This is a genomic window from Serratia sp. BNK-12 (genome assembly GCF_047456085.1).
In the GTDB taxonomy this organism is placed as follows: domain Bacteria; phylum Pseudomonadota; class Gammaproteobacteria; order Enterobacterales; family Enterobacteriaceae; genus Serratia; species Serratia liquefaciens.
Window position 1 is genome coordinate 1,106,446 of the sequence record NZ_CP179896.1, and the last position, 23,915, is coordinate 1,130,360.

The 23,915-nt window shown below is 56.5% G+C and carries 19 protein-coding genes; 15 read left to right on the top strand and 4 right to left on the bottom strand.

From position 1 onward, the window contains the following. The first annotated feature begins 174 nt into the window (after nt 1-174). The 10 genes from ACMGG1_RS04975 to ACMGG1_RS05020 all read left to right on the top strand — a co-directional run bounded on the left by ACMGG1_RS04975 (nt 175) and on the right by ACMGG1_RS05020 (nt 10,627). Complete coding sequence (locus tag ACMGG1_RS04975; RefSeq protein WP_020828155.1) at nt 175-1,371, top strand: bifunctional tRNA (adenosine(37)-C2)-methyltransferase TrmG/ribosomal RNA large subunit methyltransferase RlmN; 1,197 nt, start codon at nt 175-177, stop codon at nt 1,369-1,371. An 85-nt stretch (nt 1,372-1,456) separates the two neighbouring features. Next, nucleotides 1,457-2,206, top strand: coding sequence for a type IV pilus biogenesis/stability protein PilW (gene pilW, locus ACMGG1_RS04980; protein ID WP_046372902.1), 750 nt, complete (start codon nt 1,457-1,459; stop codon nt 2,204-2,206). Further along, on the top strand, nt 2,196-3,173 hold the full coding sequence (gene rodZ / locus ACMGG1_RS04985; protein ID WP_020828153.1) for a cytoskeleton protein RodZ: 978 nt from the start codon (nt 2,196-2,198) through the stop codon (nt 3,171-3,173). The genes pilW and rodZ overlap by 11 nt, the downstream gene beginning before the upstream one ends. A 47-nt stretch (nt 3,174-3,220) precedes the next feature. Next, nucleotides 3,221-4,342, top strand: coding sequence for a flavodoxin-dependent (E)-4-hydroxy-3-methylbut-2-enyl-diphosphate synthase (ispG, locus tag ACMGG1_RS04990; RefSeq protein WP_020828152.1), 1,122 nt, complete (start codon nt 3,221-3,223; stop codon nt 4,340-4,342). A 138-nt stretch (nt 4,343-4,480) separates the two neighbouring features. After that, on the top strand, nt 4,481-5,755 hold the full coding sequence (hisS, locus tag ACMGG1_RS04995) for a histidine--tRNA ligase (RefSeq protein WP_020828151.1): 1,275 nt from the start codon (nt 4,481-4,483) through the stop codon (nt 5,753-5,755). Between the two features lie 13 nt (nt 5,756-5,768). Then, nucleotides 5,769-6,389 carry a YfgM family protein gene (locus ACMGG1_RS05000; protein ID WP_046372904.1) on the top strand — a complete coding sequence of 207 codons (621 nt, stop codon included), beginning with the start codon at nt 5,769-5,771 and terminating at the stop codon, nt 6,387-6,389. Between the two features lie 11 nt (nt 6,390-6,400). Beyond that, nucleotides 6,401-7,582, top strand: coding sequence for an outer membrane protein assembly factor BamB (gene bamB / locus ACMGG1_RS05005; RefSeq protein ID WP_046372905.1), 1,182 nt, complete (start codon nt 6,401-6,403; stop codon nt 7,580-7,582). 254 nt (nt 7,583-7,836) lie between these two features. Then, nucleotides 7,837-9,324: a ribosome biogenesis GTPase Der gene (der, locus tag ACMGG1_RS05010; RefSeq protein ID WP_020828148.1), complete on the top strand. Its 1,488-nt coding sequence runs from the start codon at nt 7,837-7,839 to the stop codon at nt 9,322-9,324. A 99-nt stretch (nt 9,325-9,423) separates the two neighbouring features. Continuing rightward, entirely contained in the window at nt 9,424-10,380 is a 957-nt protein-coding gene (locus ACMGG1_RS05015; RefSeq protein ID WP_020828147.1) for an AEC family transporter, read from the top strand. Between the two features lie 13 nt (nt 10,381-10,393). Next, nucleotides 10,394-10,627: a zinc ribbon domain-containing protein gene (locus ACMGG1_RS05020; protein WP_261110498.1), complete on the top strand. Its 234-nt coding sequence runs from the start codon at nt 10,394-10,396 to the stop codon at nt 10,625-10,627. A 46-nt stretch (nt 10,628-10,673) separates the two neighbouring features. Here ACMGG1_RS05020 and ACMGG1_RS05025 read toward each other — a convergent pair whose 3' ends face one another. The 3 genes from ACMGG1_RS05025 to ACMGG1_RS05035 form a co-directional block, all read right to left on the bottom strand. Then, nucleotides 10,674-11,015: a protealysin inhibitor emfourin gene (locus ACMGG1_RS05025; RefSeq protein WP_046372907.1), complete on the bottom strand. Its 342-nt coding sequence runs from the start codon at nt 11,013-11,015 to the stop codon at nt 10,674-10,676. Beyond that, the gene (locus ACMGG1_RS05030; RefSeq protein ID WP_115058262.1) at nt 11,015-12,040 is read right to left on the bottom strand and encodes a M4 family metallopeptidase; all 1,026 of its coding nucleotides are present in this window, start codon (nt 12,038-12,040) and stop codon (nt 11,015-11,017) included. The genes ACMGG1_RS05025 and ACMGG1_RS05030 overlap by 1 nt, the downstream gene beginning before the upstream one ends. A gap of 83 nt (nt 12,041-12,123) precedes the next feature. Next, a complete protein-coding gene (locus ACMGG1_RS05035; RefSeq protein WP_020828142.1) occupies nt 12,124-13,206 on the bottom strand; it encodes a LacI family DNA-binding transcriptional regulator in 1,083 nt (360 codons plus the stop codon). Between the two features lie 365 nt (nt 13,207-13,571). On the opposite strand from ACMGG1_RS05035, the gene ACMGG1_RS05040 reads away from it, so the two are divergent. Both ACMGG1_RS05040 and ACMGG1_RS05045 read left to right on the top strand, forming a co-directional pair. After that, complete coding sequence (locus ACMGG1_RS05040; protein WP_414161192.1) at nt 13,572-14,879, top strand: MFS transporter; 1,308 nt, start codon at nt 13,572-13,574, stop codon at nt 14,877-14,879. Nucleotides 14,880-14,890: 11 nt separating this feature from the next. After that, nucleotides 14,891-17,257, top strand: coding sequence for a TIM-barrel domain-containing protein (locus ACMGG1_RS05045; RefSeq protein WP_414161193.1), 2,367 nt, complete (start codon nt 14,891-14,893; stop codon nt 17,255-17,257). A gap of 131 nt (nt 17,258-17,388) precedes the next feature. Here ACMGG1_RS05045 and xseA read toward each other — a convergent pair whose 3' ends face one another. Next, a complete protein-coding gene (gene xseA / locus ACMGG1_RS05050; protein WP_116689966.1) occupies nt 17,389-18,765 on the bottom strand; it encodes an exodeoxyribonuclease VII large subunit in 1,377 nt (458 codons plus the stop codon). A 170-nt stretch (nt 18,766-18,935) separates the two neighbouring features. Between xseA and guaB the strand changes: the two genes are divergently transcribed. The 3 genes from guaB (at nt 18,936) to ACMGG1_RS05065 (ending at nt 23,899) form a co-directional block, all read left to right on the top strand. After that, nucleotides 18,936-20,399 carry an IMP dehydrogenase gene (gene guaB, locus ACMGG1_RS05055; RefSeq protein ID WP_020828138.1) on the top strand — a complete coding sequence of 488 codons (1,464 nt, stop codon included), beginning with the start codon at nt 18,936-18,938 and terminating at the stop codon, nt 20,397-20,399. 176 nt (nt 20,400-20,575) lie between these two features. After that, nucleotides 20,576-22,153 carry a glutamine-hydrolyzing GMP synthase gene (guaA, locus tag ACMGG1_RS05060; protein ID WP_020828137.1) on the top strand — a complete coding sequence of 526 codons (1,578 nt, stop codon included), beginning with the start codon at nt 20,576-20,578 and terminating at the stop codon, nt 22,151-22,153. A gap of 399 nt (nt 22,154-22,552) precedes the next feature. Then, entirely contained in the window at nt 22,553-23,899 is a 1,347-nt protein-coding gene (locus ACMGG1_RS05065; RefSeq protein ID WP_201896089.1) for an MFS transporter, read from the top strand. The last annotated feature ends 16 nt before the right edge of the window (nt 23,900-23,915 follow it).

Here is a 23,915-nt window from a genome sequence, read left to right on the forward strand (position 1 = left end):
GCCTTTCAGACGTGGAAAGCAGCTACTAAAATTTGTACAATGCCGCGCCCCTGATGAGTCATCTTGTCAGGGGCGCGCTTTTAGCGCCGTCGCCCGATTTTTATGGGCTGAGCGACGCACTTACTTTCCACTCTTTCGCGCCATAAAGTGTAACAACGAGGCCAGAGATCAATTATGTTAGAACCCATCACGTCCGAGCACATCGTGTCTGAAAATAATTCGCTGACTACTCAATCCGTTAACGCGGAAAAACCGGCTGTGGCCAAAATTAATCTGCTGGATCTGAACCGTCAGCAAATGCGTGAGTTTTTCGCCAAAATGGGCGAGAAACCCTTCCGTGCCGATCAGGTGATGAAGTGGATGTACCACTACTGCTGCGATGATTTTGAGCAGATGACCGATATCAACAAGGTCCTGCGCAATAAATTGCAAAGCGTCGCCGAAATCCGTGCGCCAGAAGTGGCGGAAGAACAACGCTCAGCCGACGGCACCATTAAATGGGCTATCAAGGTGGGCGATCAGCAGGTCGAAACCGTGTATATCCCGGACGGCGACCGTGCGACCCTGTGTGTTTCTTCCCAGGTGGGTTGCGCGCTGGAATGCAAATTCTGTTCGACCGCTCAGCAGGGCTTTAACCGCAACCTGCGCGTGTCGGAAATCATCGGCCAGGTGTGGCGTGCGGCGAAAATCATCGGTGCACTGAAAGTCACCGGCGAGCGCCCGATCACCAACGTGGTGATGATGGGCATGGGTGAGCCCTTGCTCAACCTGACCAACGTGGTGCCGGCGATGGAAATCATGCTGGATGATTTCGGTTTTGGCTTGTCAAAACGCCGCGTGACCCTGTCGACCTCGGGCGTAGTGCCTGCGCTGGACAAGCTGGGTGATATGATCGACGTCGCGCTGGCGATCTCGCTGCATGCGCCGAACGACAAGATCCGCGATGACATCGTGCCGATCAACCGCAAATACAACATTGAGACCTTCCTGGCTGCGGTACGCCGCTATCTGGAAAAATCCAACGCCAATCAGGGCAGGGTGACGGTCGAGTACGTGATGCTGGATCATATCAACGACAGCACCGACGACGCACACCAGCTGGCGGAAGTCCTCAAGGACACGCCATGCAAGATCAACCTGATCCCATGGAACCCGTTCCCGGGTGCACCTTACGGCCGCAGCTCCAACAGCCGCGTGGATCGTTTTTCCAAAGTGTTGATGGAATACGGCTTTACGACTATTGTTCGTAAAACCCGTGGTGACGATATCGATGCCGCCTGCGGGCAACTGGCGGGTGAAGTGATCGACCGCACCAAGCGTACCCTGAAAAAGAAAATGGCCGGGGAACCTATCACCGTGCGTGCGGTCTGAATCCTATAGCATGATTTTTGTTATCTTACAGTCTGTTATGTGAAAAGACGTCAAGGTAACATCTGACAAGGAAATGAATGCAGGCATGAAGCTGATTCTGTGGGGTACGTTGCTGGCGGCCGGGTTACTGGCCGGTTGTTCCGGTTCAGCGCCGGAAGAAAAAGACGCGCTGCCTGAAGCCGGTCAGACGCGATTGCAACTGGGTCTGGAATATCTGAAGCAGGGCGATTTAAACGCCGCGCGCCAGAATCTGGAGAAAGCGGCAGACGCCGCCCCACAGGATTACCGTACCCAATTGGGTATGGCGCTCTACGAGCAGCGGATTGGCGAGAACAGCGCGGCTGAACAGCGTTATCAGCAGGCGCTCAAACTTGCGCCGAACAATGGCACAGTGCTGAATAATTACGGTGCGTTTCTTTGCAGTTTAGGGCAGTATGTACCGGCACAACAGCAGTTTAGCGCAGCAGCCGTGGCACCGGATTACGGTCAGGTTGCCGACAGCCTGGAAAACGCAGGTTACTGTTTTCTCAAAGCCGGACAAAACGACGAGGCACGTATTTTGTTAACACGTGCTTTGAAGATCGATCCGGACAAGGGCACTCCACTGTTGGTGGAGGCGGAAAAGCAATTTGGAGAAGGGAAGCGCGCACAGTCGCAACTTTTATTGGATAGTTATCAACATGTTCTGCCGGCCAGCGCCGACAGCTTATGGTTACAGATTCGTTTCGCCGCGTTAGCCGGGCGCCAAGATAGCGTGCAACGTTATGGCAAGCAGTTATCGCGAAGTTTTCCACAATCCAAACAGTACCAGCAGTTCTTAGCTAATGAATACTGAAGCCTCCCAAGATAAAACCGTATCAATGACGACAGGCGAACGTCTGCGTCAGGCCCGTGAACAACTCGGGTTGAGTCAACAGGCCGTTGCAGAACGCCTGTGCCTCAAAATGTCTACCGTGCGCGATATTGAAGAAGACAATCTGTCCGCAGACCTGGCTTCAACCTTCGTGCGTGGTTATATCCGTTCCTATGCCAAGCTGGTGCGTTTGCCAGAGGATGAACTGCTGCCGATGCTGGCCAAGCAGGCACCGTTGAAGGTCGCGAAAGTGGCTCCGATGCAAAGCTTCTCTCTGGGCAAGCGCCGTAAAAAACGCGACGGCTGGCTGATGAGCTTCACCTGGTTGATCGTTTTCGTGGTGGTCGGCTTGACCGGTGCCTGGTGGTGGCAAAATCACAAGGCCCAGCAGGAAGAGATCGCCACTATGGCCGATCAATCTTCTGCCCAGCTTTCACAAAACAATGAAGGCCAATCCGTACCGTTGACCGACAGTAATGCCGACAACAGCGCACCTTTGGCCGACAATGGCTCCACACCGGTTGACACCGGTGCGGGCGCAGCAGCACAGCAATCACAGACTCCGGCCGTGACCGGCAGTGCAACCGCGCAGCAGCCTGCGGTGGTTTCACCAAGCCAAACCACGTTGCCTGAGACAACGCCTGCGGCGCCAACCGCACCGTTGCCGACGGCAGATGCGGGCGTAGCTGCACCGGCGGTTGATCCTAATGCGCTGGTGATGAACTTCACCGCCGACTGCTGGTTGCAGGTGACTGACGCCAGCGGCAAAACGCTGTACAGCGGTAGCCAGAAGAACGGCGGTAAGCTGAGCCTGGCGGGCACCGCGCCTTATAAACTGACCATTGGCGCACCGGCCGCAGTACAGATTCAATATCAAGGTAAGCCGGTTGATTTAAGCCGGTTTGTTAAGTCAAACCGTGTTGCTCGTCTGACCGTTGCCGCGCAGTAATTGCGCGGCCATTGTCGTTAAGTCAGAGCAACAATGGAGAGTAAGTAATGCATAACCAATCGCCCATCATCCGTCGAAAATCAACGCGAATTTACGTCGGCAATGTGCCTATTGGTGATGGTGCGCCGATTGCTGTGCAGTCGATGACTAACACCCGTACTACCGATGTCGAAGCCACGGTCAATCAGATTAAAGCGCTGGAGCGCGTCGGCGTCGATATCGTCCGCGTTTCAGTCCCCACCATGGATGCCGCCGAGGCATTCAAGCTGATCAAGCAACAGGTCAACGTGCCGCTGGTCGCCGATATCCACTTCGATTACCGCATTGCGCTGCAGGTGGCTGAATACGGCGTAGACTGCCTGCGTATCAACCCGGGCAATATCGGTAACGAGTCGCGTATCCGTTCAGTTGTGGACTGCGCACGCGATAAAAATATCCCAATCCGTATCGGGGTAAACGGCGGCTCGCTGGAGAAAGACATCCAGGAAAAGTACGGTGAACCTACGCCGGAAGCCCTGCTTGAATCCGCCATGCGCCACGTTGATATCCTCGATCGCCTCAACTTCGACCAGTTCAAGGTCAGCGTCAAGGCTTCCGATGTGTTCCTGGCGGTGCAATCCTACCGGCTGCTGGCGGCGCGTATCGATCAGCCGCTGCATCTCGGCATTACCGAAGCCGGTGGCGCACGCAGTGGTTCGGTCAAGTCGGCGATTGGCCTGGGTCTGCTGCTGTCGGAAGGCATTGGCGATACCCTGCGTATCTCGCTGGCGGCCGATCCGGTGGAAGAGGTTAAGGTTGGTTTCGACATTCTGAAGTCACTGCGTATCCGCGCTCGCGGCATTAACTTCATCGCGTGCCCGACCTGTTCACGTCAGGAGTTTGACGTTATCGGTACGGTGAACGCGCTGGAACAGCGCCTGGAAGATATCATCACGCCGATGGACATTTCGATTATCGGCTGCGTGGTCAATGGGCCGGGCGAAGCGCTGGTGTCCACGCTGGGCGTTACCGGCGGCCATAAAAAGAGCGGCTTCTACGAAGACGGCGTGCGCCAGAAAGATCGTTTCGACAACGAGCAGATGATTGACCAGTTGGAAGCCAAAATTCGCGCCAAGGCGTCGATGATGGATGAGAGCAATCGCATCTCGGTCAACCTGCTGGAAAAATAAGCATTATACCGATACGGCGGGCTTTTTAGCCCGCTTGTTTATGAACCCGGGAGCAGAACTCTGCATTCGCGTTGAATACGGGACGGCAAAGTCCCTATAATCGGGTTCATTTTTATAGACAACGGACAGAGAACTCACGTGGCAAAGAACATTCAAGCCATTCGCGGCATGAACGACTACCTGCCGGAAGAAACGGCATTATGGCAGCGTATTGAAGGCATCCTCAAGCAGGTGCTGAGCGGCTACGGTTACAGCGAAATCCGCTTGCCGATTGTAGAGCAGACCCCGTTATTCAAACGCGCGATCGGCGAAGTGACCGACGTCGTAGAAAAAGAGATGTATACCTTCGACGATCGCAATGGCGAAAGCCTGACGCTGCGTCCGGAAGGGACCGCTGGTTGCGTTCGCGCCGGCATCGAACATGGTCTGCTGTACAATCAGGAGCAGCGTCTTTGGTACGTCGGTCCGATGTTCCGCTACGAGCGTCCGCAAAAAGGCCGCTACCGCCAATTCCACCAACTGGGTGCCGAAGTGTTTGGCCTGCAGGGCCCGGATATCGACGCCGAGCTGATCCTGCTGAGCGCCCGCTGGTGGAAAGCGCTGGGCATCGCTGATCACGTTAAGCTGGAGCTGAATTCCATCGGCTCACTGGAAGCTCGCGCCAATTACCGTGATGCTTTGGTGGCGTTCCTGGAACAGCATCAAGACAAGCTGGACGAAGATTGCAAACGCCGCATGTACAGCAACCCGCTGCGCGTGCTGGACTCCAAAAACCCGGAAGTGCAAGCGTTGTTGAACGATGCGCCGCGCCTGTCCGAGTATCTGGATGAAGAATCCAAAGCCCACTTTGAAGGCCTGTGTGAACTTTTGGCCCAGGCAGGTATCCCATATACCATCAATGAACGCCTGGTGCGCGGTCTGGACTATTACAACCGTACGGTATTCGAATGGGTGACCACCAGTCTGGGCGCTCAGGGGACGGTGTGCGCCGGTGGCCGTTATGACGGTCTGGTCGAGCAACTGGGCGGGCGTGCAACGCCGGCAGTCGGTTTCGCGATGGGCCTGGAGCGTTTGGTGCTGCTGGTTCAGGCGGTCAACCCAGAGTTTAAAGCTCCGGCGACCATTGACGTGTACGTGATCTCTTCCGGTGCCGGTACGCAGAGCGCGGCGATGCAGTTGGCTGAACGTGTTCGCGATGCCGCGCCGCAGTTGAAACTGATGACCAACTACGGCGGCGGTAACTTTAAGAAGCAGATCACCCGTGCGGATAAATGGGGCGCGCGCGTTGCCTTGATCCTGGGCGAGAACGAAGTCGCAGCCGAGCAGGTGGTCGTCAAGGACCTGCGCAGTGGTGAACAAGAAACGCTGGCGCAGAGCGAAGTCGCTGTGCGTCTGGCTTTGATGTTAGGTTAAGGAGAAGGACACCGTGGAAGTCTATACCACTGAAAACGAACAAGTCGACGCCGTGCGTCGGTTCTTTGCCGAAAACGGCAAAGCGCTGGCAGTGGGCGTGGTGCTCGGAATTGGTGCCCTGGTCGGCTGGCGTTATTGGCAGAGCCACGAGAACTCCAACATGATGATTGCGTCCCAATCTTATCAGGAAGCCAGCGATCGTCTGGCGGTCGGTAAACCGGACGACGTGGCCGCTGCGGAGAAGTTCGCCCAGGCCAACAGCAACAGCTACGGCGTGCTGGCCTCGCTGGAACTGGCGAAGCATTTTGTTGAGCAGAACGACTTTGCCAAAGCGGACCAACAGCTGGTGCTGGCTCAGGGCCAGACCAAAGATGAAAACCTGCTTTCGATGATTAACCTGCGTCTGGCCCGTGTGCAGTTGCAGGAGAAAAAGCTGGATGAAGCGCTGAAAACGCTGGATGGCGTGAAAGGCGAAGGCTGGGCGGCGATGGCGCAGGATACGCGCGGCGACGTGCTGTTGGCCAAAGGCGACACCAAAGGTGCGCGCGAGGCGTACAGCAAAGGCATTGAGTCTAACGCTTCTCAGGCGCTGCAGGTTCTGCTGCGCATGAAATTGAATAACTTGTCCAGCTAAGGGGAATTCCCATGCAATTGCGTAAAACACTCTTGGTCGGACTGGTTTCCGTTGCCTTGTTGAGTGGTTGCTCACTGTTTAACAGTGAAGAAGACGTGGTTACCATGTCGCCGCTGCCGAAAGTTGAAAATCAGTTCACGCCAAGCAAGGCGTGGAGTACCTCGGTCGGCGACGGCGTCGGTGAGTTCTATTCTCACCTGCGTCCTGCTTTCCAGGACAACACCATTTATGCTGCCGATCGCCACGGTCTCGTGAAAGCGATGGATGCCGATAGCGGTAACGAAAAGTGGAAGGTTGATCTCTCCGAGAAGACCGGCTTCTTCTCCAGCAACCTGCCGGCGCTGCTGTCGGGCGGTATGGCTGTTGCGGGCGACAAAGTTTATGTCGGCAGCGAGAAAGCCGTCGTTTACGCTCTGAACACCGCTGACGGTAAGGTAGCCTGGCAGACCAAGGTGGCCGGTGAAGCGATTTCGCGTCCGGTAATCAGCGACGGCATGGTACTGATCCATACCTCCAACGGTCAATTGCAGGCGCTGAATGAATCTGATGGCGCAGTGAAGTGGACGGTTAACCTGGATATGCCTTCGCTGTCGTTGCGCGGCGAGTCTGCTCCGGCCGTTGCCTTTGGCGCAGCCATTGTCGGCGGTGATAACGGCCGCGTCAGTGCCGTACTGATGCAGCAAGGTCAACTGATCTGGCAGCAGCGTATTTCCCAGCCGAGCGGCGCGACCGAAATCGATCGTCTGAACGATGTCGACACTACGCCGGTGATTGTTGAAGGCGTTGTCTACGCATTAGGTTACAATGGCAACCTGACGGCGCTGGATCTGCGTTCCGGCCAGATCTTGTGGAAGCGTGAACTGGGCTCGGTAAACGACTTTATCGTTGATGCAGGCCGCATTTACCTGGTCGATCAGAACGATCGCGTGGTCGCGCTGAGCACCGAAGGTGGCGTCACCGTATGGACGCAGAGCGAGCTGTTGCACCGCAACCTGACCCCGCCAGTGATGTATAATGGTTACCTGGTGACCGGTGACTCCGAAGGTTACCTGCACTGGATTAACACCACGGACGGCCGTTTTGTTGCCCAGCAGGAAGTGGATAGCTCCGGCTTCCTGTCTGCGCCGATGGTAGCCGGCGATAAGCTGGTCATCCAGGCGAAGGGCGGAAAAGTTTACGCTTTCACCCGCTAACGCCGCTCGTCGTGACCCTTCTTGCACCCGAAAGCTTTCGGGTTGCAGCCAGGCGGCAAGCGCATGAGTCCTCGGGAGCTTAGTGAACTAAGTGAGCGGGGCGAAGGTGCGCAGACAACGCCGCTGTGGCGCGAAAGATGAAGGGGAAAACGGCTCCTGAGTGTTCAGGGGCCGTTTCGTATTTTATAAGCTGCACTTCTGGTGTCTATCCATAGTGCAGTAACGCATTGATTATTAAGTAATGAGGCTTCACAATGATACCTGTCGTCGCGCTAGTTGGGCGCCCGAATGTGGGTAAATCCACCTTGTTTAACCGTTTAACACATACGCGCGATGCGCTGGTGGCGGATTTCCCCGGGCTAACGCGAGACCGCAAGTATGGTCGTGCAGAAGTTGAGGGCAATGAATTCATCATCGTCGATACCGGGGGTATTGACGGTACCGAAGACGGCGTTGAAACCCGCATGGCTGGCCAGTCGCTATTGGCGATCGAAGAAGCAGACATCGTGTTGTTTATGGTCGATGCCCGCGCCGGTCTGATGCCTGCCGATCAGGGCATCGCCCAGCATCTGCGCAACCGCCAGAAAGCCACCTTCCTGGTCGCCAACAAAACCGACGGCATGGATCCAGACATGGCCACCGCCGATTTCTACTCGCTGGGGCTGGGTGACGTGCATGCGATTGCCGCTTCACACGGTCGTGGCGTGGCGCAGCTGATCGAACACGTGCTGGTGCCGTTTGTCGGTGAAAAACCGGAAGAAGTCGAGCTGACCGAAGAAGAGGCTAACGCTGCTTATTGGGCCGAGCAAGAAGGTGAACTGCCTGAAGACGAGGAAGAAGAGCCGGAAGACGACTTCAACCCGCAAGATTTGCCGATCAAGCTGGCAATCGTTGGCCGTCCTAACGTTGGTAAGTCCACACTGACTAACCGTATCCTCGGCGAGGAGCGTGTGGTGGTGTACGACATGCCGGGCACCACCCGTGACAGCATTTATATCCCGATGGTCCGCGACGAGCGCGAATACGTGCTGATCGACACCGCCGGGGTGCGTAAACGCGGCAAGGTAACGGAAACCGTAGAGAAATTCTCGGTAATTAAAACCCTGCAGGCGATCGAAGACGCAAACGTTGTGCTGCTGGTCGTCGATGCGCGCGAAGGCATTTCCGATCAGGATCTCTCGCTGCTCGGCTTTATCCTCAATAGTGGGCGCTCACTGGTGATTGCGGTCAACAAGTGGGATGGCATGAGCGAAGAAGATCGCGAGCACGTCAAAGAGATGCTCGATCTGCGCCTGGGCTTTGTCGACTTCGCCCGTGTGCACTTCATTTCCGCTTTGCACGGCAGCGGCGTGGGTAACCTGTTCGAATCGGTACAGGAAGCTTACGAGTGCGCGACGCGTCGCGTGAACACCTCGATGCTGACCAAAATCATGCAGATGGCTGCCGATGACCACCAGCCACCGTTGGTGCGTGGCCGCCGCGTGAAGCTGAAATACGCGCACGCCGGTGGGTACAACCCGCCGATTGTGGTGATCCACGGCAACCAGGTAACCGATCTGGCCGACTCGTACAAACGCTATCTGATGAACTACTTCCGTCGTTCTCTGAAGGTGATGGGTACGCCAATTCGCATCCAGTTCAAAGAGGGTGAAAACCCGTTCGCCGGCAAGCGCAACCTGCTGACGCCGAACCAGATGCGTAAACGTAAACGCCTGATGAGCCACCTGAAGAAAAGCAAATAATCAGTACAAGGGGCGCGGTAACCATACCGCGCCCCTTTTTTATTGCGCCGAAATCGTTTTATTATCTGAAGATTACCGCCGTCAGCTTGAAGGAACACCATGTCCTGGGAAACCTGGAGTTTTGCGTTCAGCGTCACCGTACCCAATCTGTTAATGATGTTGCTGGGCGTGCTGCTACGCCACTGGCGGATGATGGATGACCGCTTTATTGATGGCGCCACGCGGTTGGTGTTCAATCTGGCGCTGCCTTGCTTGCTGTTCTTCAGCATTGCCACCAATCATCCGCAACTGCTGGGTAACCTGTCGCTGGTGATCTACGGTGCGGTCGGCACCGTCGCCACTTTCCTGTTGCTGGAGATAGCCGCCGTCTGGCTGGTGAAAGAACCGCGTGAGCGCGGCGTCTTTGTTCAGGGTGGTTTCCGTGCCAATACCGCCATCGTCGGCCTGGCTTATGCCATGACCGCTTATGGCAGCGAAGGGGTTGCGCTGGGGTCGTTATACCTGACGGTCACGGTGATCCTGTTTAACGTACTGTCGGTGGTGACCCTGACCCGCAGCCTGCAGGGCGGAGAGGGTAAGAAGATCAGCCGGCTGTCGCTGTTGCGCAGTATTGTCACTAACCCGCTGATTATCGGCCTGGTGTGTGGGTTGCTGTTCGCCCAGACCGGGCTGGAAATCCCACAGGTTATCCGGCAAACCGGCAGCTATATCTCAGGGTTGTCGTTGCCACTGGCGCTGCTGTGCACCGGTGCCAGCCTGGATTTGCGCGCCATGTTCCGCTCGTCTAATGTGGCGGCGCTGTCCTCCAGCGCCAAACTGTTTCTGGTGCCGATATTGATGACGTTGGGTGGCTGGCTATGCGGTTTCCAGGGCGCGGCATTGGGGATTATCTTCCTGTTCTCGGCCACGCCAACCGCCTCCGGCAGTTATGTCATGACGCGCGCCATGGGCGGCAATGCCACGCTGGCGGCGAACATTATCGCCATCACCACCGTCGGGTCGTTTTTCACCACCGCGCTGGGGATCTATTTCTTACGCTCATGGGGCGTAATTTAACTCGGGAGAGTCTATGGAAGCGCTATGTCCGCAATGTCACCAGGCAATGCAGTGGGTGAAGGGTCACTATCATTGCGAAGCCTGTCACAGCGATTATCGCCAGTTGGCCGAGTGTCCGGAATGCCGGCAGGCGCTGCAAGAATTGAAGGCCTGCGGCGCGGTAGATTATCTGTGCCAAAATGGCCATGGGCTGATATCGAAAAAGCGTGTGTTGTTCAGCTATACACCTTGGGTAGAGGGCGAATAAATTCGCCCCGATTAACTCGCCGTTGCGTCCCTCACTTTAGAACCGTTCACTCATCGACCTGACCGGTTTTCCAAAGGTCGATCAATGCCTGTGGGGCGCTGGTTTCCGGTATCAGCAGCACGATTTCACTACTCAATGTTTGGCTGTAATAGCTGATTTGCACGCGGAAGTAGCGCTGGTCGCCGCAGCCGGGAGAACCTGGCTGCCCCTCCTCTTGCGCGTAGGGCAGCGTCTGGTTCAACAGTTGATTCAGACGTTGCCGCTGTTCCGGCGTAATATCGGCCAGCGCAATGCGCCGCTGGCCAGCCAGTTTGGGAATAAAGGCGAAGCCGCCTTCACGTGCCAGCTCAATGACCGTGTCCTGATTGAGCGTCGGCAAGGGTTTCATTATTCCACCCCCACCTGATGCCAGGCCTGCTGCACCTTATCCGCCACGTCACCGTCGAAACGTTGTTGCGCATGTTTTACCGTAGTGCGGGCAAAGGTAGCGAAGTCGGCGTCCTGCGGCAGCGTCTTGTCGCAAAGCGTGTCGTACCAAATATAGCCCGCTTTTTCCCAGGCAAAACCCCCCAGTGCTTTAGCTGCCAGATAGAAAGCGCGGTTGGGAATGCCGGAGTTAAGGTGTACGCCGCCGTTATCCTCTTTGGTCTGAATATAGTCCTTCATGCTGGCCGGTTGCGGGTCTTTCCCCAGCAGCGGATCGTCGTAAGCCGTACCGGGGGCCGACATGGAACGCAGGCCCTTGCCGTTGATGCCTTTCGCCAGCAGTCCCTCGCCAATCAGCCAGTCGGCTTTATCCGCGGTCTGTTTGAGGTGGAATTGCTTAACCAGAGAACCAAACACGTCGGACAGCGACTCATTCAGCGCACCAGCCTGCTGGAAGTAAATTAACCCTGCTTCGCTTTCGGTAACGCCATGCGCCAGTTCATGGCCAACCACGTCGATGGCGATGGTAAAACGGTTAAAGATTTCGCCGTCACCGTCGCCAAAGACCATCTGCTGGCCGTTCCAAAAGGCGTTTTGGTATTCCTTGCCGTAATGTACGCTGCCGGTCAGCGGCAGACCGCGATTGTCCAGAGAATTACGTTTGAATGCCTGCCAGAAGAAATCGTAGGTCACGCCGAGGTAGTCGTAAGCTTCATCTACTGCGACGTCGTGGTTACTGGGTTGGCCCTCATTACGCACCTGTTTTCCGGGCAGTTGGGTACCGTTTTCGGCGTCGTAAATATCGCGAATAACCTGGCCGGCACTGGCGGTTTTCGCGCCGGGCGCACGCAACGGCTTGTTACCGAGCAGGCTCTGGACGTGGTTCAGGGTGTGCAATGCGCAGTCGCGCTGCGGTAGGCTGCCGTGTTCAATGATTCGGCGCAGCATATAAGGGGGAATGACTGAACGTGCTGTCAGGGTCGGCATAGTGGCTCTCCTTAGGCAAAAAAATTTAGCCCTCATCTTTCAAGCTATCGGGTATTTATAAATATTCTGCCACTAAGTGTAGTTCAGACATCGTAAAGGCGGTGGTCATGGGTGCTGACCGCCGGGCTGGTTTTATGGGGACTGATGCGTTTGACCGAGGCGCGTACCGCCAGTTTGCCGTGCAGCAGCAGGTTACAAGGCGGTGCATCGGCGCGCAGCATGCGGCGTTGCAGCAGTTGGATCGCCTCATAACCCAGCTCGTCGCGCGGTACCTGCACCGAGGTGAGCGGCACGTCGTGAATTTCCGCCAGATTGAAGCCGTCGGTGCTCATCACCGAGATATCCCCCGGTACGCTCAGCTGCAGCTTGTTCAGTGCTTTGACCGCGCCGACCGCCATGTAGTCGCCACCGGCAAGAATGGCCGTTGGTAGCTGCGAGCGGTGGCTCACCCGGTTGATAAAGGTGGTAAGCGCCTGTTCGGCTTCTTCGCTGCCGAAGCCGGAAGTAGTCACCAGATGGCGGCCGTCGTCAAAGGCGATATTGTGCCGCGCATAGGCTTGTTTAATACCCGCCAGCCGCAGTTCCATGGTGTGGCGGCGCAGGCATTGCAGATTCAAAATATGGCTGTGCCCTTGTTGCATCAGATAGTTGGCGGAGAACTCGCCAATCAGTTGGTGATCGGGTGACACGCTGTCGAGCCGCATCTGGCGGTCGGTGCAGTTAATCAGTACGCAGGGTTTATTCAGGTCGGCAGCCAACTGGTGAATGTGTTCGTCATCGATGCCGATAATCAGCGCCGCCTGAGTTTGCGGATCGCTCATTTTTTCCAGAAACAACGCGCCGTCGCTGTGCAGTTCTTCCAGCCCACAATAGCGGATCCGCACTTCATGCTCAGCTAATGCGGCGGAGATCCCCTGGATCACCTTGTAGTAGAAGATATCGGTGCGCACATCAAAAGCGCGCTGGGGGGCGAAGACCATCACGTTATTGAGCATCAGCCTGCCGCTGGAAATGCCCTGCAGAATGCCGTTCTGTTGAGCGCAGGCCAACACCTTTTGTCGAGCTTCGACGCTGGTATTGGACTTACCGGCTAATACACGTGAAACGGTGCTGATCGACAGCCCGGTTTGCCGGGCAATTTCCTGTATTTTCAGCTTTCCGTTCATTCTGTGATCTCCTTCAAATTCGGTAATGAAAATATTTTCACGGTGTTTTTTCAGCGTACTGTCAGGCTTATGTCGCCATTATGGCGAGCTTTTATTCTATGCATGAGAATTTTTGCAAAAAACCTCGTTTCGCTCACGCTTCCGGCTGGTTAGTCTGAATTGGTATACCAACTTTATAGATTTATCAGTCCAATTGATGGGCTGAATTATAAATAAAACGAAAATAAATCATGTGGTTGTGATCGTGATGCGTTGGTCTTTGTCAGACATACCGCAGTTTTCCACGGCCCATACCTTCGATACCAAAACGTACCCTACCAAAAGGCGCGCTGTTGCACCGGGCAGCCGTCGTGGAGAGAAGACAGATGAGTGTTGAAATTAATCAAAGGGTCGCCGATACCGGCCGGCGCAAGTTCAAATCGCTGCGCTGGTGGATGTTGGCGCTGTTTTTACTGGGCGTAACGGTCAACTACATCACCCGTAATTCGCTTGGCATTCTGGCACCTGAACTGAAAACCAGCCTCAACATGACCACCGAGCAGTACTCCTGGGTGGTGGCGTCGTTCCAACTGGCCTATACGGTATTTCAGCCGATCTGCGGCTGGCTGATCGACGTGATTGGCCTGAAGATGGGCTTTCTGATCTGCGCCAGTATCTGGGCGGTTGTTTGCATGCTGCATGCCGGCGCGGGCAGTTGGCTTCAACTGGCTATCCTGCGGTTCTTTATGGGCGGGGCGGAAGCGGCGGCCACGCCGGCCAACGCCAAGGCGATTTTCGACTGGTTCCCTAAAAAGGAGCGGCCGATCGCCGCCGGTTGGGCGGGCGTCGGTTTCTCTATTGGCGCCATGCTGGCTCCGCCAATTATCGTGATTGCCCACGTTTCCTTTGGCTGGCAGGGCGCTTTTTTGTTCTCCGGCGCGCTGGCGTTGATCTGGGTAGTGTTGTGGTGGTTGTTCTATCACTCGCCGCAGCAGCACCCCAATCTGAGCCAGCAGGAACTGGATCTGATCCGCGAAGACAATGAGCCGGAACTGCCCAGATTGCCGTTTCTCAAGTCGCTGGCGATTTTGTGCCGCAACAAAAAGTTCTATGGCATCGCCATTCCGGCCTTTCTCGCCGAACCGGCCTGGGCAGTGTTCAGTTTCTGGGTGCCGCTGTACCTGGCCACCGAGCGCGGCATGGACTTAAAGCACATCGCCATGTTTGCCTGGCTGCCGTTTTTGGCGGCGGACATCGGCAGCGTCGCCAGCGGCTATCTCACCACCCTGTACCGCAAATGGTTCGGGTGCAGCCGCGTCAACTCGGTGGTCGCCAGCTCGGTGACGGGCGCCTTTATGATGGTTTCGCTGGCATTTGTGGCGATCACCAAAGATCCCTACGTGGCGATCGCCCTGATCTCGATCGGTGGCTTCGGGCACCAGGTGATCTCCTGCATGCTCAGCGCGCTGGTGGTGGAGTCGTTCGATAAAAACCAAATGGCGACCGTCAACGGCATGCGCGGCTCCAGCGCCTGGATCGCCAGCTTCCTGTTTACGTTGCTGATCGGTGCGGTCTCCGACACCGTCGGTTTTAACCCCTTATTCATCGCCATGGGCTTCTTCGACCTGATCGGCGCCCTGTTCCTGATTGCTTTGATCGCCGAACGCGGCGGTAAAAAAACACTCAATAGTTAAGTTGGATGCCTATGAAAACCTTGAAAAACTGGACGCTGGCAGGACAGTATGCCGATCGTATTGAACTGCTGGTCGATGAACGCCATCTGTTTTGCCTGTTCGTATTGGAAAACCACCTGTGTCGTGTGTTGATCAAGCGCAGCGGAGAGCTGGCGCTGGATCGCACCTGGAGCATTGCGCCACAGACCGACGTGCCATGGGAAGGGCGCGACCGGCTGAGCGTCGCCGGTTTCAGCCTGCCGGGTTACCACTTGCAGCAGCATGAGGATCGGTTGGTGCTGACCACCTCTGCGCTGCGCGTGACCGTGCATCAGCCGCTGTGGCTGGAATGGGAACACTGTAACGCCGCCGGTGAATGGCGTCCGCTGGCAGCCGATCGGCCCACCAGCGCCTATTTGCTTAACCCGCACGGTGACGGCGTGGCCCATTATCAACGTCGCCATGCCGCCGAGCGCTATTATGGCCTGGGCGAGAAGGCCGGTGATTTGGAGCGCAGCGGCCGCCGTTTTGAAATGCGCAATCTGGATGCGATGGGTTACAACGCCGCCAGCACTGACCCGCTGTACAAGCACATTCCCTTCACCATCACCCGTGGAGAAGAGGCCAGCTTTGGGCTGTTTTACGACAACCTGAGCAGTTGCTGGCTGGATTTGGGTAACGAGATCGACAATTACCACCTGGCCTATCGCCGCTATCAGGCCGAGGCGGGGGATTTGGATTATTATCTGTTCCTCGGGCCAAAGGTGCTGGATGTCACCAAGGCGTTTGTGCGTCTGACCGGCAAGACACACTTCGGGCCCAAATGGAGCCTGGGCTACAGCGGATCCACCATGCATTACACCGACGCGCCGGATGCTCAACAGCAGCTACAGCAGTTTATTGAGCTTTGTCACCAACATGACATTCCCTGTGACTCCTTCCAGCTGTCCTCGGGTTATACCTCTATCGGCAACAAGCGTTACGTGTTCAACTGGAACTACGACAAGGTGCCGCAACCCAAGCAGCTGAGTCAGGCTTTCCACGATGCCGGATTGAAATTGGCGGCCAACATCAAGCCGTGCCTGTTGCAGGATCATCCGCAGTATCAACAGGCGGCGCAGTTAGGGCTGTTTATCCGCGATTCAGAAAGCGATAGGCCGGAGCGTTCGAGCTTTTGGGACGACGAAGGCTCACATCTGGACTTCACCAACCCGGCGGCAGTGCACTGGTGGCAGCAGGGCGTGACTCAGCAACTGCTGGAGATGGGCATCGATTCCACCTGGAATGACAATAACGAATATGAAGTGTGGGACGGCGAGGCGCGTTGCCACGGTTTTGGCCGGCCGATCGCCATCAAACATATTCGTCCGGTGATGCCGTTGCTGATGATGCGCGCCTCGATGGAGGCGCAGCAGCGCTTTGCCCCTGAGCTGCGGCCGTACCTGATTTCACGCTCCGGCTGTGCCGGTATGCAACGTTATGTGCAGACCTGGAGCGGCGATAACCGTACCAGTTGGCAAACCCTGCGTTACAACATTCGCATGGGGCTGGGCATGAGCCTGTCCGGTTTGTACAACCTCGGGCATGACGTGGGCGGTTTCTCCGGCGACAGGCCGGACGCCGAACTGCTGGTGCGCTGGGTGCAAAATGGCGTGATGCATCCGCGTTTCACCATCCACTCCTGGAACGACGACGCCACGGTTAACGAACCCTGGATGTACCCTGCGGTGACGCCGGCAGTGCGCGAGGCGATTGCTTTGCGTTATCGGCTGATGCCGTATTTCTACACCTTGTTGTGGCAGGCCTGCGTCGACGACGAACCGATGCTGCGCCCGACCTTCCTCGACCACGAGCATGATGAGCGCACGCTGAACGAAACCGATGATTTTATGATGGGTCGCGATCTGCTGGTGGCCAGCGTGGTGGAGCAGGGGCAGCGTCAGCGGCCGGTGTATCTCCCGGATAACGGCGACGGCTGGTACTGCTTCTACAGCGGCCAATGGTTCAGCGGCGGCCAGGAGGTGCTGCTGGAAGCACCGCTGGAGCGCTTGCCGCTGCTGGTACGTGCCGGTGCCGCGATACCTTTGTCGTCGCGATTGGCGCATGTTGACGTGACGGCGGACGATCGGCGCGAGCTGAAGCTGTATCCGCTCAAAGGCTGTGGCAGCGCTTCTGGGCTGTTATTCGAAGATGACGGGGAAAGTTATGGCTGGCAGCAGGGCGATGCGCTGTGGCTGCGCTGGGAGATGCTCAGCGACACTCAACGCATCATGCTGAACATCACTGCCGAAGGCCGGTTCAAACCGGCGTGGCAGACGTTGGCCTGCAGTTTGCCAACTGGAGAGACGCGAGAACTGTGGATTAACGGCGTGCCGGGCAGCCGTTTTACGCTGGAGTAGTAAAAGTTATACCCTAAATAATTGGAGTGGCATCAAGGCGGCAAGAACGCTCATCCCGACGAGCTTACTCAGGTAAGTGATTCGGGTGAGCGGGTGAAGCCAACACAGATGCGGCTTCAAGTATGACGGGATTATTCGGCCGCGCGTTTCTTGCGCGGCTTTTTGGCAACGGTGATGGTTTTCACCTCGCTTTCCACCCAGCCATCCTGCAGGCGGGTTTTCAGCAGTTCGCCAACCTGAGCCTGCTTGGTGGTTTTCAGCAGTTCGCCGCGCGGGGTTTGCGTCACGCTGTAGCCGCGGGCCAGCGTCGCCAGCGGGCTGACGGCCTCGAGTTGGCTGCAGGCGACGCCGAAGCGCTGGCGCAGGCCGTTAAGCTGGCGATCCCATGCCTGCTGCAAACGGTATTCCTGTTGCTGCACGCGTTGTTGGTAGCGGTGAATACGCGCCTGCGGTTGCATCTGCGCCAGCCGTTGCTGAGCCCGCTCGCTGCGACGCGAAGACAGACGCAGTTGGTTTTGCATGCCGTCTTCCAACCGACGTTGCAGTTTGAACAACAGCGTTTGTTGGCGCGCCAGACGCAGGTGCGGGTGCTGCTGCTGCAAACGGTGGTTGATGCGGGTGAACTGCTGCTGGCGTTGCGCCAGGTAGTAGTCCATCGCCATTTCCATCCGCTGTTGCTGTGATTGCAACTGACGCAGCAGTTCCAACTGATTGCGACTGACCAGTTCGGCAGCGGCAGAAGGGGTTGGCGCACGCAGATCGGCGACAAAGTCGGCAATGGTGACGTCGGTTTCGTGGCCGACGGCGCTGACAATCGGAATGCGGCTGGCGAAAATCGCCCGCGCAACGCGTTCGTCGTTAAAGCTCCACAGGTCTTCCAGTGAACCCCCGCCACGGCCGACGATCAGCACGTCGCACTCGTCACGGCGGTTGGCCGTTTCGATGGCACGTACAATCTGCAGGGGGGCTTCCGCGCCCTGCACCGAAGTAGGGTAGATAACGATGGGCAACGAAGGATCGCGCCGTTGCAGCACCTGCAGCACATCGTGCAGCGCCGCGCCGCTGGCGGAGGTAATCACCCCGACGCGTTTGGCCGGGCTGGGCAGCGGCTGTTTGAACTGTTGGTCGAAAAGGCCTTCGGCGCTCAGTCGCTGTTTTAACTGATCGAACTGCTGTTGCAACAGGCCGTCGCCGGCGGGCTGCATGCTTTCGGCGATCAGCTGATAGTCGCCGCGCGGCTCATACAGCGTGATGCTGGCACGCACCAGCACCTGTTGGCCATTTTGCGGGCGGAAGGTAGTACGACGGTTAGTGTTGCGGAACATCGCGCAACGCACCTGCGCGCGGTCGTCTTTCAGCGTGAAATACCAATGACCGGAAGACGGCTGGGAGAAGTTGGAGATCTCGGCGGAGAGCCAAATCTGGCCCATTTCCATTTCCAGCAGCTGTCGAACCGTCTGATTCAGGCGGCTTACGGTAAAAATGGAAGGCGAAACAGGTATCGACATGTGACCCAGATCAAATTTCAAAACAAGCACTTAATTGGTCGATACTACATGGCTGAAAAAGGTAATCAAGAGTTTTTGTGAGAAAGTGCTGGAGGCAACCGATTACGCTCTGTATAATGCCGCGGCAATATTTTATCTTTTTCACAGCCCACTCTGGTGAGATATTGCCCATGCTACGTATCGCGAAAGAAGCACTAACGTTTGACGACGTTCTCCTGGTTCCAGCTCACTCTACGGTTCTGCCTAATACCGCTGAGCTCGGCACCCAACTGACCAAAAATATCCGCCTGAATATCCCTATGCTGTCCGCAGCCATGGATACCGTTACCGAATCCGGCCTGGCCATCGCGCTGGCGCAGGAAGGCGGTCTGGGCTTCATTCACAAAAACATGTCTATCGAGCGTCAGGCAGAAGAAGTCCGCCGCGTGAAAAAACATGAAAGCGGCGTGGTAACCGATCCACAAGCCGTAACCCCTGCCACTACCCTGAAAGAAGTGAAAGAGCTGACCGCACGTAACGGCTTCGCCGGTTACCCTGTCGTCACCGAAGAGAACGAACTGGTCGGTATCATTACCGGCCGCGACGTCCGCTTCGTCACCGATCTGAACCAGCCTGTTACCGCCGTGATGACGCCGAAAGAGCGTCTGGTTACGGTGAAAGAAGGCGAAGCGCGTGAAGTCGTGCTGCAGAAAATGCACGAAAAACGCGTTGAGAAAGCGCTGGTAGTGGACGACAGCTTCCACCTGCTGGGCATGATCACCGTAAAAGACTTCCAGAAAGCGGAACGCAAGCCAAACGCCTGTAAAGACGAGCATGGCCGTCTGCGCGTTGGCGCAGCGGTGGGGGCAGGTGCAGGTAACGAAGAGCGCGTTGATGCGCTGGTCGCCGCCGGCGTTGACGTGCTGCTGATCGACTCCTCGCATGGCCATTCCGAAGGCGTATTGCAGCGTATTCGCGAAACGCGCGCCAAATACCCGGATCTGCAGATCGTGGGCGGCAACGTGGCTACCGCAGCCGGTGCCAAAGCGCTGGCTGACGCCGGCGTCAGCGCGGTCAAAGTAGGTATCGGCCCTGGCTCCATCTGTACTACTCGTATCGTAACCGGCGTAGGTGTACCGCAGATCACGGCCATCGCCGATGCGGTTGAAGCGCTGGAAGGGACAGGTATCCCGGTCATCGCCGACGGCGGCATTCGCTTCTCCGGTGACATCGCCAAAGCTATCGCGGCCGGCGCATCCTGCGTAATGGTCGGCTCCATGCTGGCGGGTACCGAAGAATCACCGGGCGAAATCGAGCTGTATCAGGGCCGTTCGTTCAAATCCTACCGTGGTATGGGTTCACTGGGCGCGATGTCCAAAGGCTCTTCCGACCGTTACTTCCAGACCGATAACGCCGCCGACAAACTGGTGCCGGAAGGTATCGAAGGCCGCGTGGCTTACAAAGGCATGCTGAAAGCGATCGTACATCAGCAAATGGGCGGCCTGCGTTCTTGCATGGGCCTGACCGGCTGCGCCACCATCGACGACCTGCGTACCAAGGCTGAATTTGTTCGCATCAGCGGCGCCGGTATTCAGGAAAGCCACGTGCATGACGTGACCATCACCAAAGAGTCACCGAACTACCGCATGGGTTAATTTCAGGGGCTGCGGCCGGCGCATTTGTTCGCCGTCCGCTGCTCGCATTGCTCATTGACTTTATGTCAACTGCGCATGCTGTGCTGCGGGCGACCACCAACTGTTTGGCCTCGCCGACTGAAACTGTCCTAACGTTTTAGATTTTCCTTTTTCTCTGTTGCTGGAATTCGCCTCACATGACAAAAAATATCCATAAGCATCGCATTCTGATTCTGGACTTTGGTTCGCAATACACCCAACTGGTCGCCCGCCGCGTGCGCGAAATCGGCGTTTACTGCGAGCTGTGGGCCTGGGACGTTAGCGAAGAGCAAATCCGCGAATTCAATCCGAGCGGCATCATCCTGTCCGGCGGCCCGGAAAGCACCACCGAAACCAACAGCCCGCGTGCGCCAGAATACGTGTTCACCGCCGGTGTACCTGTGCTGGGCGTATGCTACGGCATGCAGACCATGGCAATGCAGCTGGGCGGCCATGTGCAAGGTTCCAACGAGCGTGAATTCGGTTACGCGCAGGTAGAAATTACCACCGACAGCGCACTGGTTCGCGGCATCGAAGACGCGCTGAGCCCAACCGGTAAACCGCTGCTCGACGTGTGGATGAGCCACGGCGACAAAGTGACCGCTATCCCGTCCGACTTCGTGACCGTTGCCAGCACCGATACCTGCCCGTTTGCCATTATGGCCAACGAAGAAAAACGCTTCTACGGCGTGCAGTTCCACCCGGAAGTGACCCACACCCGTCAGGGCCAGCGCATGCTGGAGCGTTTCGTGCTGGATATCTGCCAGTGTGAAGCCCTGTGGACCCCGGCGACCATCATCGAAGATGCGGTAGAGCGCATTCGTGAGCAGGTGGGCGAAGATCACGTGATCCTCGGCCTGTCCGGCGGCGTCGACTCTTCCGTGACCGCAATGCTGCTGCATCGCGCCATCGGTAAACGCCTGACCTGCGTGTTCGTCGATAACGGCCTGCTGCGTCTGAATGAAGCAGACCAGGTGCTGGAAATGTTTGGCGACCACTTCGGCCTGAACATCGTTCACGTGGCGGCGGAAGATCGCTTCCTGAGCGCGTTAGCCGGCGTTGACGAACCGGAAGCCAAGCGCAAGATCATCGGCCGCGTGTTCGTTGAACTGTTCGACGAAGAAGCCTGCAAGCAGACTGAAGTGAAATGGCTGGCGCAGGGCACCATCTACCCGGACGTGATCGAATCCGCCGCTTCCGCCACCGGCAAAGCGCACGTGATCAAATCGCACCACAACGTGGGTGGCCTGCCGAAAGAGATGAAGCTTGGCCTGGTCGAGCCGCTGAAAGAGCTGTTCAAAGACGAAGTGCGCAAAATCGGTCTGGAACTGGGCCTGCCGTACGACATGCTTTACCGTCACCCGTTCCCGGGCCCAGGTTTGGGCGTACGCGTACTGGGCGAAGTGAAGAAAGAGTACTGCGATCTGCTGCGCCGTGCCGATGCGATCTTCATCGAAGAGCTGCACAAAGCCGATCTGTACAACAAAGTCAGCCAGGCATTCACCGTGTTCCTGCCGGTGCGTTCGGTTGGCGTGATGGGCGATGGCCGTAAATACGACTGGGTTGTTTCACTGCGCGCAGTGGAAACCATCGACTTTATGACCGCTCATTGGGCGCACCTGCCGTACGATTTCCTCGGCCGCGTCTCCAACCGCATCATCAACGAAGTCAACGGCATTTCCCGTGTGGTTTATGACATCAGCGGTAAGCCACCGGCTACCATTGAGTGGGAATGATGAACCGCTAATCACTGACTATCAGTGATGATTTAAAAACCCCCGTTGCGGCTAGGCTGTGCGGGGGTTTTCTTTTTTCCGACGCCCACGAAATATTCCCTTTGCGCGCCTCCTTGTATTCATTTTGGTTATACCAAAGATCCCTTTTTTGATTATTCCCTGATATCAGCACAGCCCTATACTCGATCAATCCCTGCTCTCTGGAAAACCTGCCCCTGCAGCGCTACCCAGTAAAACACCAGGCTATGCATAAGCTCCGGAACTGGCAGAAGGTAAATTATTACTAATCAGTATGTTGATGCCATTTTATTCACCGGTTAATCCCGGGTCTTCCTGCCGGTGGTGGCGTGCTTTTCATGATGCAAGGTAATACAAAAACAAGAAAAGAGGATTTTTGCCATGAACAAACAATCCGTCACCGACATTGTCGATCAAAGCCCGATCGGTGGTTTGCAGATAATGACGCTGCTCTTGTGTTTTATTGTATTGATGATTAATGGTCTGGATGCCAGCGCGATGGGTTATATCGCCCCTGAATTGGCTAAAGAATGGGGGATTGATCGCGCCGAGTTGGGCCCGGCTTTCGCTGCAGGTCTGTTCGGCATGTTACTCGGCAGTTTTATTTGTGGCCCCGCGGCGGACCGTTATGGGCGCAAAACGGTGCTGCTGATCTGCTCGGTTATCGTCGCTTTCGGCACCCTGGGTTATGCCTTTTCCTCATCGATTACCGTGCTTGTGGCACTGCGGTTACTGACTGGCATGGGACTAGGCGGCGTATTGCCCGGTTGCATTACTCTGGTGTCAGAGTATTCGCCCATTCGCTGGCGCATGTTGCTGGTCACCTTGAGCTTTTCCGGTTTTACCTTGGGTATGGCGCTCGGCGGCTGGGTGGCCGACTTACTGCTGCCGGTGCTGGGCTGGAGAGGCCTGCTCTTTGTGGGCAGTATCGCTCCTTTGGTGATGCTGCCAGTGCTGTATTTCATGCTCCCTGAGTCGATCTGTTTCCTGGCCAACAGGCCGCAACAGAGAGCTAAATTACTGCGGATCGTCGAGCGGATTGGCGGCCATAGTAAGTGGCAGGACGTAATCTTTACCGACGGTATGGACAGAAAGCCCGGCGAAAAAAATCTGCAGCTGTCTCCCGTGGCGGCGCTATTTTCTGAAGGGCGAACCGAGCGTACGCTGCTACTCTGGCTGACCTTTTTCTGCTGCTTATTCTCGTTCTACCTGTTGAGCAATTGGCTACCCACGGTATTGCGCAGCAGCGGATTTGACGCTCGGATGGCCTTATATGTTGCCGCAATGCTGCCGCTGGGGGGCATGATTGGTGGCATCATCACCGCACTTCTCATCGATCGTATCGGTATCGCCAAAATACTCCCTCCTTTAGCCTTATTGGCCTCGGTCGCGCTGCTGGTTACCGGCAGCCAGCTCGGCAGTTCTACCCGTTTATTGGTTTGCGTTTTTTTCGTGGGTTTTACCCTCACGGGAGCATTGAACAACATCAGTATTTTGAGCGCTGGCCTTTATCCCACCACGGCACGTGCGACCGGAGTGTCATGGGGGATCGGCGTGGGTCATGTGGGTTCCATCACGGGGGCTTATCTTGGCTCTTGGCTATATACCGTGGTTGGTGATTTGCAGAATTTTTTCTACTGGATGGCGATTCCCGCATTAATTGCCGCTTTGGCGTTGTTCTGCATGACCAGGAGAAAGGATCTGTTTGCGGTACAGGCGGGTTCTTAACGACGGGTACGATCAA